We start from the raw sequence: 14,267 nt of genomic DNA, 5'->3' as shown, positions 1-14,267 counted from the left end.
GCCGCTCCTACAGGTGCGTGAGCTTCACGACTGTTGGCGAGACTCTACACCCAACTCATCCCACACCGATTCTGCCAGGTGGAAGGTGGCATTGGCTGCTGGAATACCACAGTAGATAGCGCTCTGCATCAGCACTTCCTTGATCTCTTCACGGGTCACGCCGTTGTTGGCCGCCGCGCGCAGGTGCAACTTCAATTCATCGTTACGATTCATGCCGATCAACATTGCGATGGTGATCAGGCTGCGCGTATGCCGTGGCAGGCCCGGGCGTGTCCAGATATCACCCCAGGCATGGCGAGTGATCATTTCCTGGAACTCGCCATTGAAGTCGTTGAGTTTCTCCAGGCTGCGATCCACGTGGGCATCGCCGAGTACTGCGCGGCGTACTTGCATGCCGGCGTCGTAACGTTGTTTCTCATCCATGGCAGATTCCTCAGCGAGCCAGCAGGAAGTCAAGCACGCGAAGGCTGAACGCCTCGCCGATCTCGACATTGGACAGGTGCGCTGCCGGGAATTCGGCATAGGTGGCACCGATGATCGCGGCCTGCATGAAGCGGCCATGTTCCGGCGTGGTCACCACGTCCTCGGTACCGGCAACGACCAGCGTAGGCACCTGGATACGGCCGAGTTGCTCACGGTAATCGGCGTCGCGTACTGCCGCGCAGTTGGCTGCATAGCCCTGTGGAGAGGTCTGTGCGAGCATCTGGCAGATGCGCTGCGCCTGCTCAGGTTGAGCCTGGGCAAACGCGGGAGTAAACCAGCGAGCGATCGAGGCGTCGCGCAGGTCGGCCATGGCCTGCTGGCCGCCTTTGAGCACCATGTCGATGCGGGTATTCCACACTTCGTCATTGGCGATCTTGGCCGCGGTATTGCACAGGGTCAGGCTGTGCAGACGCTCGCCCGCATTGATACCCAGCCACTGGCCGATCAGGCCACCCATGGACAGGCCGACGAAGTGGGCATGCCGGATATCCAGTGCATCGAGCAGTGCCAGCACATCGCCGCCCAGTTGCTCGATGCTGTATGGGCCGTCGGTGACCAGCGAAGCGCCGTGACCGCGAGTGTCGTAACGCAGTACACGCAAGTGCTCGCTCCACAGCGGAATCTGGCTGTCCCACATGCCCAGGTCGGTCCCCAGGGAGTTGGACAGCACCAGCACCGGGGCATCGTCCGGGCCATCGAGTCGATAGTTCAGTACGCCATCGGCCAGTTGCAAATGCGCCACAGCGGTCTCCTTCAGGCAGTGAAACGTTGATGTTCAGCCACGGCGCGCGCCACCCAGACGCGGGCCTGGCCAAGGTAATGGGCAGGGTCGAGCAGACGGTCTAGCTCTTGTTCAGTCAGTTCGGCAGTCACCTGCGGCTCGTCGCCCAGCACAGCGCGCAGATGTCGCTGTTCGGCCACGGCGCGCTGGCAGCATTGCTCGAGCAAGTGATGGGCGCGGTCGCGGCCAAGGCGCTGGGCCAGAACGATGCTCACCGCCTCGGCCAGCACCAGGCCTTGGGTCAGGTCGAGGTTGCGGCGCATGCGCTCGGCGTCCACCTCCATGCCTTCGACGATCACCTGGGCCTGACGCAAGGCGCCTGAAACCAGGCAGCAGATCTCCGGCAGTGTTTCCCACTCGGCATGCCACAGGCCGAGACTGCGCTCGTGCTCCTGGGGCATGGCTGCATAAAGTGTCGATAGCAGCCCCGGCACACGGGTGGCGGCACCGATCAGCACTGCTGCGCCCACCGGGTTGCGCTTGTGCGGCATGGTCGACGACCCACCCTTGCCAGGCGCGGAAGGCTCGAACACCTCGCCCGCCTCGGTCTGCATCAGCAGGCTGACATCGCGCCCCAACTTGCCCAGGCTACCGGCAATAAGGCCCAGCACCGAGGCGAATTCCACCAGGCGGTCGCGCTGGGTGTGCCAGGGTTGCTCGGGCAAGGTCAGTTCCAACTGTGCGGCCAGGCCCTCGGCGACCGGTAGTGCTTTGCTGCCCAAGGCCGCCAAGCTGCCGGAGGCGCCACCGAACTGCAGTACCAACAAGCGCGGACGCAGCTCCTGCAGCCGTTGACGGTGGCGCGTAACGGCGCCCAGTATGCCGGCCAGCTTCATGCCCAGAGTCACCGGGGTGGCGTGCTGCAGCCATGTACGTCCCACCAGCGGTGTGTCGGCGTGCAGCAGGGCCTGGCGCGACAAGGTTTCGGCCAGCGTGGCGAGGTCAGCCTCGATCAGCGCCAGTGCATCACGCAACTGCAGCACCAGCCCGGTATCCATCGCGTCCTGGCTGGTGGCGCCCAAGTGCACATAGCGTTCGGCCTCAGGAACACCACTGGCGATCACCTTGCCCAGCGCCTTGACCAGCGGGATTGCCGAGTTGCCTGCCGTGGCAATGGCATCGGCGAGCGCGCGAACGTCAAAGCGCTCGGCCTGGCAGGCCGCCTCGATGGCCGCTACCGCGCTGTGCGGCACCAGGCCGGCAGCAGCCTCGGCACGGGCCAGGGCAGCTTCGAAATCGAGCATGCCCTGCAGACGGCCGCGGTCAGAAAAGATCTCGCGCATGGCCGGGGCGGTGAAATAGGCGTCGAACAGTAGGTTGCTCATGCAACGTCCTTAATCATCATGGTGCAGGTACGCCGCCTGTTTAGGCAGACGCAGGCTGAACAGGAACGCGATTGCCATCATCGCCGTCACGTACCAGTAAAAGGTGTTCTCCATACCCAGGCTTTTCAAGCCCAGGGCCACATACTCGGCCGAGCCGCCGAACATTGCGTTGGCTACCGCGTAAGCCAGGCCTACACCAAGCGCACGCACCTGCGGCGGGAACATCTCGGCCTTCACCAGGCCACTGATCGAGGTGTAGAAACTGACGATGCACAGTGCCAGGGTCACCAGTACGAAGGCCATGAACGGGCTGCTGACGGTCTTCAACGCCATCAGCAACGGCACGGTGAACAGCGTCCCCAAGGCACCGAACAGCAGCATCGAGTTACGTCGCCCGATACGGTCGGAGAGCATGCCGAAGAACGGCTGCATCACCATGTACAGGAACAAGGCGCCGGTCATCACGAAGCTGGCGTTCTTCGCGGTCATGCCCGCAGTGTTGACCAGGTACTTCTGCATGTACGTAGTGAAGGTATAGAAGATCAGCGAGCCACCGGCGGTATAGCCGAGCACGGTGATGAAGGCAGCCGTGTGGTTGCGGAACAGGCCTTTGATGGAGCCAGCGTCCTTGTCCTTGCGGGTTTCGGCGCTGCTGGTCTCGTGCAGCGAGCGGCGCAGCATCAGCGAGATCAGCGCAGCAATGGAACCGACCACGAACGGAATGCGCCAGCCCCAGGCGCGCAGTTCGTCTTCGGTCAGCAATTGTTGGAGGATCACCACCACCAGCACGGCAAGCAGTTGGCCACCGATCAGCGTGACGTACTGGAAGGAAGCAAAGAAGCCGCGCTGGCCGCGCAGCGCTACTTCACTCATGTAGGTCGCGGTAGTGCCGTACTCACCGCCTACCGACAGGCCCTGGATCAAACGGGCCAGCAACAGCAGCGCCGGGGCCCAGGTGCCAATGCTCGAGTAGGTGGGTAAACAGGCAATCATCAAGGAGCCGAAGCACATCATCAGCACCGAGATCATCAGGGAATTCTTGCGGCCATGGCGGTCCGCCAGGCGACCGAAGATCCAGCCACCGATAGGCCGCATCAGGAAGCCAGCGGCGAACACGCCAGCGGTATTGAGCAATTGAACAGTGGGGTCGTCAGAGGGGAAGAAGGCCGGGGCAAAATAGATTGCACAGAAGGCGTAGACATAGAAGTCGAACCATTCCACCAGGTTGCCTGAAGAGGCACCGACGATGGCGAAGATGCGCTTACTGCGCTCTTCGCCGGTGTAATAGGTTGAGGTCATGACGGCTTTACTCCTGGAGTGTGCTAAGTAGGTCTAGACATACTTAGTAACACACTCGTTCCGCTTCTGGGCTGGCTATTGGCCTTGTGTCTCATAAGTCCGGCCTCTTCGCGGGACAAGCCCGCTCTCACAAGAGAGGCGTGGTCCCCTGTGGGAACGGGCTTGTCCCGCGAAAAGGCCGGGACAGGTCAAACCCGCTCGATGGCCAACGCCAGACCTTGGCCAACACCGACACACATGGTCGCCAAGCCCTTGCGCCCACCGCTCTTCTCCAGTTGGTGCAGTGCGGTCAGCACCAGGCGCGCACCACTCATGCCCAGCGGGTGGCCCAGGGCAATTGCACCGCCGTTGGGGTTCACCTGCGGCGCATCATCGGCCACGCCCAGCTCACGCAGCACCGCCAGGCCTTGGCTGGCAAACGCTTCGTTGAGCTCGATCACATCGAAATCGCTCATGGCCACACCCAGGCGCTCGGTCAGCTTGCGCACCGCCGGTACCGGGCCAATGCCCATTACCCGTGGTGCGACACCGCCGCTGGCCATCCCCAGAACACGGGCACGCGGGGTCAGGCCGTGCTTCTTCACCGCTTCAGCCGAGGCCAGGATCAGTGCAGCAGCACCGTCGTTCACGCCCGAGGCATTGCCAGCGGTGACCGTCTTATCCGGGCCGTTGACCGGCCTGAGCTTGGTCAGTGCCTCGAGGGTGGTTTCCGGGCGCAGATGCTCATCTCGCTCGACGATGGTTTCGCCCTTCTTGTGGGCGATACGCACAGGCACGATTTCTTCGGCGAAGAAGCCGGCAGCCTGTGCTGCTGCGGCCTTCTGTTGGCTGCGCAGGGCGAATGCATCCTGGTCGGCACGCGAAACCTGGTAATCGTCTGCGACGTTATCAGCGGTTTCAGGCATGGAATCCACACCGTACTGGCTCTTCATCAGCGGGTTGATGAAGCGCCAGCCGATGGTCGTGTCTTCAAGCTTCATGTTGCGCGAGTAAGCGCTCTCGGCTTTGCCCATGACAAACGGCGCGCGCGACATGGACTCGACGCCGCCGGCAATGGCCAGCTCCATCTCGCCGCTGGCAATGGCACGGAATGCAGTACCGATGGCGTCCATACCCGAGGCGCACAGCCGGTTCAGGGTAACGCCCGGAATACTCTCGGGCAGGCCCGCCAGCAGAAGGGCCATGCGTGCCACGTTGCGGTTATCTTCACCGGCCTGGTTGGCACAGCCAAAAAACACTTCGTCGACCTGATCCCACTGCACACCCGGGTTGCGCTCGATCAGCGCCTTGAGCGGTACAGCGGCCAGATCATCGGCACGCACGCCGGCCAGGGCGCCGCCGAAGCGGCCGATGGGGGTGCGGATAGCGTCACAGATAAATACGTCGCGCATCAAGCTTCTCCTGCCAGTGGGCCATGGGCCTCGGCGGTGCGGGTTTCAAAGTCACGCAGCGCACCCAGGTCGACCTCGGTTCAGGGTGCTACGTTGGGCTCAGATTAAGGAGAGTGGCGGGTCGCTGACAATCCGATAATCGACTATCCGTGCGTTTATCGAACATATTGTCACCTAGCCATCCCTTTCCCAAGGGGCCGCAACGCGGCCCGTCAGCGCAGGCTCAGGTCGCGTCGGCGTGGCTCACCAGGCCTTTCACGATCACGCCTACCGTGGCCAGCGCAGCTGGCACCAGCAATGCCGTCAGCACCTGCTCGAAGTTCCAGCCCAGGCCAAGCAGGGTCGCACCACTCCAGGCGCCGAGGATCGCGCCAAAGCGGCCGATGCCGAGCATCCAGGAAACACCGGTGGCACGCGCTTGGGTCGGATAGAACCGCGCCGCCAGCGAAGGCATGGCCGATTGCGCGCCGTTCACACACATCCCGGCTACCAGCACCAGAGTGGCAAGCACGGTAATGTTGCCCAGGCTCTGCCCTACCGCATAAGCGAACACGCCAGCCAGCAAGTAGAAGATACCGATGACCTTGTGCGGGTTGTAACGGTCCATGGCCCAGCCTACTGCCACGGCACTGAGTACGCCACCGAACTGGAACAGCGCACCGATGAACGCGGCCTGCTCCATGCTTGCGCCGCTGTCACGCATCAGCGTCGGCAGCCAGCTGGTCAGCAGGTAGACGATGACCAGGCCCATGAAGTAGGTCAGCCACAGCAGCATCGTCCCCAGGCCATAGGCGCCGGAGAAGATCACTGCGAACACGTTGCGCGCGGCCACAGCCTTCTGTTCCGGCACACTGAAGCTGGCTGCCTGCGCAACGACGGCCGGTGCAATCGGCGCCAGGGTCTTGCGCACCTTGTCGGTACCGCGGTTGCGTACAACCAGAAAGCGTGCCGACTCAGGCAGCCAGACCATCAGCACCACAACCAGCAGCAGCGGCAGCACACCGCCCACCACCAACAGGCTATGCCAGCCGTAGGCCGGGATCATCTTCGCGGAAATGAACCCACCACCGGCCATGCCCAGGTTGAAACCGCAGAACATGCTGGTCACCAACAGCGACTTGAGGCGCTCCGGGGTGTATTCGGAAAGCAGCGTGGTGGCATTGGGCATGCCGGCACCCAGCCCGAGGCCGGTCAGAAAGCGCAGCATCAGCAACTGGTCGACGTTGCTGGCGTAGGCCGAGGCCAGGCTGAAACCACCGAACACCAATACCGCACCTACCAGCACGACCTTGCGGCCAAAGCGGTCGGCCAGCGGCCCAGACCCCAAGGCACCGAACACCATCCCGATCAATGCGGCGCTCATCACCGGGCCAAGGCTGGCGCGGTCGATGCCCCATTCCTGGGACAATGCCGGAGCGATAAAGCCCATGGCCGCAGTATCCAGACCATCGAGGAAGACAATCAGGAAGCAAAGGATCACCACGCGCCACTGGTAGCGCGACAGCGGTTGTTCATTGATGAAGGATTGAACGTCGAGGCAGTTCCCGACAGATTGCGGTTTGTTCATTGTTGTTATCCAGAAATTGGGCACAGTCGAGCCACTGCACGAGGGCAACCGGTACAGGGTTCAAAGTCGATGAAATGCGGCCTGATTCAGCCTGGATACAACGGTACTGCGTGCGGGTGCGGCCGCAGCAGCGAGGTGACAGTGGTCATGATGTGCGCCTCTTGTGTTTTTCTTGTTCGGTCGGCACAGCCGACCGCTGCGAGAGACATTAATCAGCCAATGGAGGGCGCGCAATTCGTCCAGAGCGACACTGTGCGTTTATCGAACAGGAAACGGTTGGCATGTTCGATAACAGTGCACAGCGGCACGACGGGCTGTACGTGTTTCAGCCAAACAACTGATGGCAAAGATCGCGACTGGATGCCAGCAGGATCGGCAAGAAGCGCTGTTCCAGCTCGCTTCGGCTCACACGCCCCACATGGGTACTGACATTCAACGCCGCAAGCACCTGCCCGGACGCATCATAAATCGGCACAGCAATCGAACGCAGCCCCTGCTCCAGCTCCTGATCGACCACGCACCAGCCTTGCTCACGCACCTGCTGAATGCAAGCGAACAGCGACTCCGGATCATGCAAGGTACGGCTGGTGCGGGCCTTGAGGTCGGCGCGGTCGAGGTACTCGCGCAAGCTGGTGTCGTCCATCGCTGCCAACAGAATGCGCCCCATCGACGTGCAGTAGGCCGGCAGCCGCCCACCGACTGACAGATCGACCGATATCAACCGCTCCACAGTGGCCGAGCGGGCTATATAAAGAATGTCGTCGCCTTCGAGGGTGGCCATGTTGGCAGCCTCGTGCAATTGATCGCTGATGCGGTCCAGATAGGGTTGGGCCGACATCGCCAGGGGCGTCGACGAAAGATAGGCATGGCCGAGGGTCAGCACCTTGGGCAGCAGCGAATAGGTACGCCCGTCGGTCGTGGCGTAGCCGAGCTTGATCAGCGTATGCAGGCAACGACGCACCGCCGCTCGTGGGATCTCGGTGCGGTGGCTGATCTGAGCGATGGTCAGATGGCGCTTGCGCTCCTGAAATGCCTGGATCACGGCAAGGCCCCGCGCCAGCGAGGTCATGAAGTCCGGGTCACCAGTAAATGCCTGAATACGCTTGGCTGGGGAGGCCACGATCGGCGGCGCCAAGGCAGGGGCGCTCGGGCGTACCGACTCCGGGCTGGCAGATTCGTTGGCCGGGATTTCGTCACTCATCGCTCACCTCAAAAAATTCGCTGCTTCGTGCGATTATCGAACAAACGGCCGATAATCGCAATTGACCGCTGACACGTTTACTTATACCTTTCTACTGCCACTTGTGGCTTCTTTGGAGAGACTGGTCAGGTACCCACCGTAGAAGTCCCCAGGCAACGGCCTCGTCTTTGTGCGAGGCCGTTTTTATTTCCCTGCCTGGTATCTGAACAGCAGCGAACTTTCCATGCGCCGGCCGTTCAAACTTTGCACAAGCAGCCATTACCTGCAACTTGAACGACGGTTGTAAGGGCTGGGTAAATAACACTGTCTGGCGTTTTATCGATTGCTATAATCCAGTCGGCTGGCCCGGATCCGCATTCGGGCAAGGCACTTACGGCCTGACCCTTATCCGACGACCAGCACGCCCTGTGCATGGGCAACGTGCACGTGCACGCACTACCGGCCACTTTTTACATTCAGGTACTACTGTGACGAAAGATGAACTGCGCGCGGAACTGGAGCGCCAGGCTGAACGTTACAAGGAAGTTTACGGTGGTGAAGTCACCACTTACGCCGCTCAACCGGAACCGGAGCGCAAACCTTGGCGCAAACGGGCCACGGTCCAGGATCAGGCCTTCAACCAGGAACTGGAAAAGATGGAGAAAGAGTTGCGCAACGAAGACACCTGAGCCGTTTGCCGCGGGCAATTGCATTGGCGGTCGAGGGCGGCGCTCGCGGGACCGATCGTTACCGACAGGCCGAGTATGAAATGGAATTACACAAATTTCATACAGTCGTTTGAATCATGAATAGCCATTCCCGTTTACAGGAATAAGGCGAAATTCGGCGTTTTTTGTGATTTTTAGCGAAACCTTCTACGCATTACTCCGTGGACGACAACGCTTGGAAGTCGATCAAAAGACTGCCATCGGTCAGCTGCGGGTGCATCGATTGCCAAGGTTTTCTGGCATAATCCCGCCCCCCAAATGACCGCCAGACAACCTTCATGATCGATTTATTCAGCGGACTGGATGCCTGGGTATTGGTGAGCCTGCTGCTCGCCCTGACCTTCGTGCTCGCATTCGAGTTCATCAATGGCTTTCATGACACCGCCAACGCGGTAGCCACCGTCATCTATACCAAAGCCATGCCACCACACCTGGCCGTGTTCTTCTCCGGGGTGTTCAACTTCCTTGGCGTTCTGCTGGGCGGTGTCGGGGTGGCTTACGCCATCGTTCACCTGCTGCCGGTCGAGCTGCTGATCAATGTGAACACCGGGCATGGCCTGGCCATGGTCTTCTCGTTGCTGGCTGCGGCCATCACCTGGAACCTGGGCACCTGGTATTTCGGCATCCCGGCCTCGAGTTCGCACACCCTGATCGGTTCGATCCTTGGCGTGGGCCTGGCCAATGCCCTGATCAGCGACATTCCCTTGGGTGACGGCGTCAACTGGCAGAAGGCGATCGACATCGCCATGTCACTGGTCATTTCGCCCATGGCCGGCTTTGCTGTCGCTGCGCTGTTGCTGCTCGGCCTGAAATGGTGGCGCCCGCTGTCGAAGATGCACAAGACACCGGAACAGCGCCGCAAGCTCGACGACAAGAAGCATCCACCCTTCTGGAACCGCCTGGTGCTGGTGATTTCGGCAATGGGCGTGAGCTTCGTACACGGCTCCAACGATGGCCAGAAAGGCATCGGCCTGATCATGCTGGTACTGATCGGCATTGTTCCGGCCAAGTTCGTGCTCGACCTGAACAGCACTACCTACCAGATCGAGCGCACCCGCGACGCAACGATGCACCTGAGCCAGTTCTACCAGCGCAACGCCGCCACCCTGGGCGAGTTCCTGGCACTGGGCAAGGCACAGGCCAGCGACCTCCCGGAGCAGTTCAGTTGCAACCCGCAGCAGACCGAGCCCACCATCGCAGCATTGCAATCCTCGCTGCAGGGCGTGACCGATTACCGTGCCCTGGAAGCCGACAAGCGCGTGGAAGTGCGCCGCTACCTGCTCTGCCTGGATGACACGGCGAAAAAGGTCGGCAAGCTGCCGGGGCTGGATGCACGTGAAAAGGCCGACCTCGACAAGTTGCGCAAGGACCTCACCGCCACCACCGAATATGCCCCGTTCTGGGTAATCGTTGCCGTCGCCCTGGCTCTGGGCCTGGGCACCATGGTCGGCTGGAAACGCGTGGTACTGACCGTAGGCGAGAAGATCGGCAAACAGGGCATGACCTATGCCCAGGGCATGTCGGCCCAGATCACCGCAGCATGCGCCATTGGCATGGCCAACGTGTTCGCCCTGCCGGTTTCGACCACCCACGTGCTGTCGTCCGGCGTGGCCGGCACCATGGTTGCCAACAAGAGCGGCCTGCAAGGCGGCACAGTAAAAACCATCCTGCTGGCCTGGGTATTGACCCTGCCGGCGACGATGGGCCTGGCGGCTGGCTTGTTCTGGCTGGCATCCAAGGCTATCGGCTGAGCCATAACAGTGCCGTGAAAAGGGCCGCTTTGCGGCCCATCGCCGGCAAGCCGACTCCCACAGGTACAGCGCAGCCCTCAAGAGCTGCGCGGTCCCTGTGAATGCTAACGCTTCTTGCCCCCGAGCAACGACCCCATCAACCCCCGCACCAGTTGGCGCCCCAACTGATTGGCCGCCTGACGAACCGCGGACTTGATCGCCTGCCCCGCCGCGCTCTGCAAGAAATCCCCGGCCTTGTCGACCAAGCTGTCTTCATCCGCCTTGGGCACCGGTACCGGCTCTACCGCCTCACCTTTGCGCCGGGCCAGCATTTCATACGCCGACTCCCGGTCAATCGGCTTGTCATAGCGCCCCGCCAGCGGTGACGCTGCTATCAGCGCACTACGCTCGGCCACACTCAACGGCCCGATTCGCGATTGCGGCGGCGCAATCAACACCCGCTGAACCATCGCCGGCGTCCCCCTTTCTTCAAGCGTACCCACCAGAGCCTCGCCAATCCCCAGCTCGGTCAGCACTGCCAGAGTGTCGAATGCCGGGTTGGGGCGGAAGCCGTCTGCCACGGCCCGCAGCGATTTTTGCTCTTTGGCGGTAAAGGCCCGTAGCCCATGCTGTATGCGCAACCCCAATTGGGCCAGAACGCTGTCGGGCAGATCGCCCGGCGACTGGGTGACAAAGAATACCCCCACGCCCTTGGAGCGAATGAGCCTAACCACCTGTTCCAAGCGATCCTGCAGAGCTTTCGGGGTACCGTTGAACAGTAGGTGCGCTTCGTCGAAAAACAGCGCAAGCACCGGCTTGTCGGCATCGCCTCGCTCCGGCAATTGCTCGAACAGCTCGGCCAGCAGCCACAGCAGGAAGGTGGCGTATACCTTCGGGGCCTCATGCACCAACCGGCTGGCATCGAGCAGATGAATTCGCCCACGACCATCAGCGTCCGTGCGCAATAGGTCCTCCAGTTGCAATGCCGGCTCACCGAACAGCGCTTCGGCGCCCTGCTGCTCCAGCGTTGCCAAACGACGCAAGAGTGCCTGGGTCGAGGCCGTGGTCATAAGCGCACTGTCTTCGCCCAGCAACTGGGGATTGTCTTTAAGGTGTGCCAGCAGCGCCTTGAGGTCCTTGAGATCGAGCAGCAGCAACCCGTCACGGTCGGCCACCTTGAATGCGGCATACAACGCAGCCTGCTGGCTGTCGGTCAGCTCTAGCAGATTGCCAAGCAACAGCGGCCCCATCTCACTAAGAGTAGTGCGCAGCGGGTGGCCGGACTGCCCGGCGATATCCCATAGGCTCAACGGATAGGCCTGCGCCTTGTACCCCAACCAGGGCATGCCGGCGATGCGCTCGGCCACCTTGCCCTGGGGCGCTCCAGCCGCACCGACACCGCACAGGTCTCCTTTGACATCGGCAGCGAACACTGCCACGCCGGCATCACTGAATATTTCCGCCAGGTGCTGCAAGGTTACGGTCTTGCCGGTACCGGTGGCACCGGCGACCAACCCATGGCGGTTAGCCAGGCGCATGGCTTGATGCACAGGCTGGCCATCTGGGCCGGCACCTAAAACTATGGTCGAAGTTTCCGACATCTTTTTAATCCTCTGCTCAAGCTTGCCCACCCACCAGCCGATAGCTCTGGATGATATTCGCCTTTGAAGACAGAACACCCCTGAAAGGACTTTCGGGATGTTGCACTGTTTTAAGCGGTACTCGTGCGAACGCCCGATAAAAACCTTAGCGGAACCGATCACGCCATGAACAAAAGCCTTCGTTTCAGCCACAAGATTCTTTTGGCCGCATCACTGATCGTGATACTCGCCTTCAGCCTGTTCACGCTCTACAACGACTATCTCCAGCGTAATGCCATCCGTGAAAACCTGGAGAATTATCTTGCTGAAATGGGCACATCCACTTCGAACAACATTCGCAACCTGTTCGAAGGCCGTATCAAACTGGTTGAAAACCTGGCGCAAAACATCGCCCAGCAACCTGCCATCGCAGAAACGCTGATGGGCCAAAGCGCCCTGACTTCAAGCTTCCTGACCGTCTACCTGGGCAAGGTCGACGGTGGCTTCAGCGTGCGCCCCGACTCGAAGATGCCTGATGGCTACGACCCACGCACTCGCCCCTGGTACAAGGATGGCATGAGCGCCCCGGGCGCCATCCTCACCGAGCCCTACATCGACATGACCACCAACCAGATGGTCATCGGCATCCTCAGCAAAGTGTCCACGAGTGTCGGCGTGGTCGGTGGCGACCTGGCCTTGGACGGCCTGGTGCAGATCATCAACTCGCTGAATTTCGGCGGCATGGGCTACGCCTTTTTGGTCAACGACCAAGGCAAGATTCTGGTGCACCCGGACAAGTCGCTGGTCATGAAATCGTTGTCGGACCTGTTCCCGCAGCACACGCCGAAACTGACCGGCGAGCTCACTGAAATCGAGGCCGATGGCCAGACCCGCCTGCTGTCCTTCACCCCGATCAAGGGCCTGCCATCGGCCAACTGGTACATCGGCCTGTCGGTGGACAAGGACAAAGCCTTTGCCATGCTCAGCAACTTCCGTACTTCGGCGGTCATCGCCACTGTGGTGGCGGTTGTGATCATCATCGGTTTGCTGGGCCTGCTGATCCGCGTGCTGATGCAACCCTTGCTCACCATGACCCGCGCCATGGAAGACATCGCCGAAGGTGAAGGCGATCTGACCAAACGCCTGAAAATCCACCAACATGATGAGTTCGGCATCCTCGGCACCGCCTTCAACCGCTTCGTCGAGCGCGTCCACGGCTCGATCCGTGAGGTGTCCTCGGCCACCGAGCAGGTCAACGAAGTGGCGCTACGCGTGATCAGCGCCTCCAACTCGTCGATGACCAACTCGGACGAGCAGTCCAACCGCACCAACAGCGTTGCCGCGGCCATCAATGAACTAGGTGCCGCCGCCCAGGAAATCGCCGGCAATGCCGCCCAGGCCTCGCAGCATGCAAGCTCTGCACGACTGCTGGCTGAAGAAGGTCAGCAGGTAGTGACGCGCAATATCGAGGCGATGAATCGCCTGTCGGACCTGATCGTCACCTCCAGCGCGCACATCGAGACGCTCAACAGCAAGACGGTGAACATCGGCCAGATCCTCGAAGTGATCACCAGTATCTCCCAGCAGACCAACCTGCTGGCGCTGAACGCCGCCATCGAAGCCGCACGGGCTGGAGAAGCCGGGCGCGGTTTTGCCGTGGTCGCAGACGAAGTGCGTAACCTGGCGCACCGTACCCAGGAGTCGGCGCAACAGGTACAGGCGATGATCGAGGAACTGCAGGTTGGTGCGCGCGAGTCGGTCGATACCATGGGCCAGAGCCAGCGCCACAGCCAAGACAGCATGGCGATCGCCAACCAGGCGGGTGAGCGACTGGACAGCGTGACCGTGCGCATCGGTGAAATCGACGGCATGAACCAGTCGGTGGCCACTGCAACCGAAGAGCAGACAGCCGTGGTCGACTCGATCAACATGGACATCAATGAGATCAACATGCTCAACCAGGAAGGGGTCGAGAACCTGCAAGCTACCCTGCGTGCGTGCTCGGACCTGGAGCAGCAGGCCACCCGCCTCAAACAGCTGGTAGGCAGCTTCCGCATCTAGCCGCAAGCTGCAAGCTGCAAGTAAAAGCGGGTATGGCGCCACCTTTTGCTTGTAGCTTGTAGCTTGCAGCTCCCACCCAACCCAACCGAACAAACTATCCTTCAGGTAGGTCAACCTTAGGCGCGTCATCCCCGGCCTGTTA

The 14,267-nt window shown here is 61.2% G+C and carries 11 protein-coding genes; 3 read left to right on the top strand and 8 right to left on the bottom strand.

Translation table 11 applies throughout. From position 1 onward, the window contains the following. Positions 1–24 precede the first annotated feature (24 nt). The 7 genes from pcaC to pcaR all read right to left on the bottom strand — a co-directional run bounded on the left by pcaC (position 25) and on the right by pcaR (position 8,047). Positions 25–423: a 4-carboxymuconolactone decarboxylase gene (pcaC, locus tag ACW4TB_RS13770; protein ID WP_012312942.1), complete on the bottom strand. Its 399-nt coding sequence runs from the start codon at positions 421–423 to the stop codon at positions 25–27. 10 nt (positions 424–433) lie between these two features. Then, on the bottom strand, positions 434–1,225 hold the full coding sequence (gene pcaD, locus ACW4TB_RS13765; protein WP_115273673.1) for a 3-oxoadipate enol-lactonase: 792 nt from the start codon (positions 1,223–1,225) through the stop codon (positions 434–436). 11 nt (positions 1,226–1,236) lie between these two features. Beyond that, entirely contained in the window at positions 1,237–2,589 is a 1,353-nt protein-coding gene (locus tag ACW4TB_RS13760; protein WP_012312940.1) for a 3-carboxy-cis,cis-muconate cycloisomerase, read from the bottom strand. A 9-nt stretch (positions 2,590–2,598) separates the two neighbouring features. Next, positions 2,599–3,888, bottom strand: a complete 1,290-nt coding sequence (locus ACW4TB_RS13755) for an MFS family transporter (protein ID WP_012312939.1) — start codon at positions 3,886–3,888, stop codon at positions 2,599–2,601. 188 nt (positions 3,889–4,076) lie between these two features. Next, entirely contained in the window at positions 4,077–5,279 is a 1,203-nt protein-coding gene (gene pcaF, locus ACW4TB_RS13750; protein ID WP_012312938.1) for a 3-oxoadipyl-CoA thiolase, read from the bottom strand. Positions 5,280–5,502: 223 nt separating this feature from the next. Continuing rightward, complete coding sequence (locus tag ACW4TB_RS13745; RefSeq protein ID WP_279929491.1) at positions 5,503–6,846, bottom strand: MFS transporter; 1,344 nt, start codon at positions 6,844–6,846, stop codon at positions 5,503–5,505. A gap of 325 nt (positions 6,847–7,171) precedes the next feature. After that, positions 7,172–8,047, bottom strand: a complete 876-nt coding sequence (gene pcaR, locus ACW4TB_RS13740) for a pca regulon transcriptional regulator PcaR (protein ID WP_012312936.1) — start codon at positions 8,045–8,047, stop codon at positions 7,172–7,174. A 467-nt stretch (positions 8,048–8,514) separates the two neighbouring features. Between pcaR and ACW4TB_RS13735 the strand changes: the two genes are divergently transcribed. Beyond that, complete coding sequence (locus ACW4TB_RS13735; RefSeq protein ID WP_012312935.1) at positions 8,515–8,715, top strand: hypothetical protein; 201 nt, start codon at positions 8,515–8,517, stop codon at positions 8,713–8,715. Positions 8,716–9,032: 317 nt separating this feature from the next. Further along, the gene (locus tag ACW4TB_RS13730) at positions 9,033–10,505 is read left to right on the top strand and encodes an inorganic phosphate transporter (RefSeq protein WP_012312934.1); all 1,473 of its coding nucleotides are present in this window, start codon (positions 9,033–9,035) and stop codon (positions 10,503–10,505) included. 104 nt (positions 10,506–10,609) lie between these two features. Here ACW4TB_RS13730 and ACW4TB_RS13725 read toward each other — a convergent pair whose 3' ends face one another. After that, a complete protein-coding gene (locus ACW4TB_RS13725) occupies positions 10,610–12,085 on the bottom strand; it encodes a helicase HerA-like domain-containing protein (RefSeq protein ID WP_012312933.1) in 1,476 nt (491 codons plus the stop codon). 165 nt (positions 12,086–12,250) lie between these two features. Between ACW4TB_RS13725 and ACW4TB_RS13720 the strand changes: the two genes are divergently transcribed. Continuing rightward, a complete protein-coding gene (locus tag ACW4TB_RS13720; protein ID WP_279929484.1) occupies positions 12,251–14,125 on the top strand; it encodes a methyl-accepting chemotaxis protein in 1,875 nt (624 codons plus the stop codon). Positions 14,126–14,267: the final 142 nt, after the last annotated feature.

This window comes from Lelliottia jeotgali, from assembly GCF_977070485.1.
This window is presented reverse-complemented; position numbering and strand designations above follow the sequence as displayed.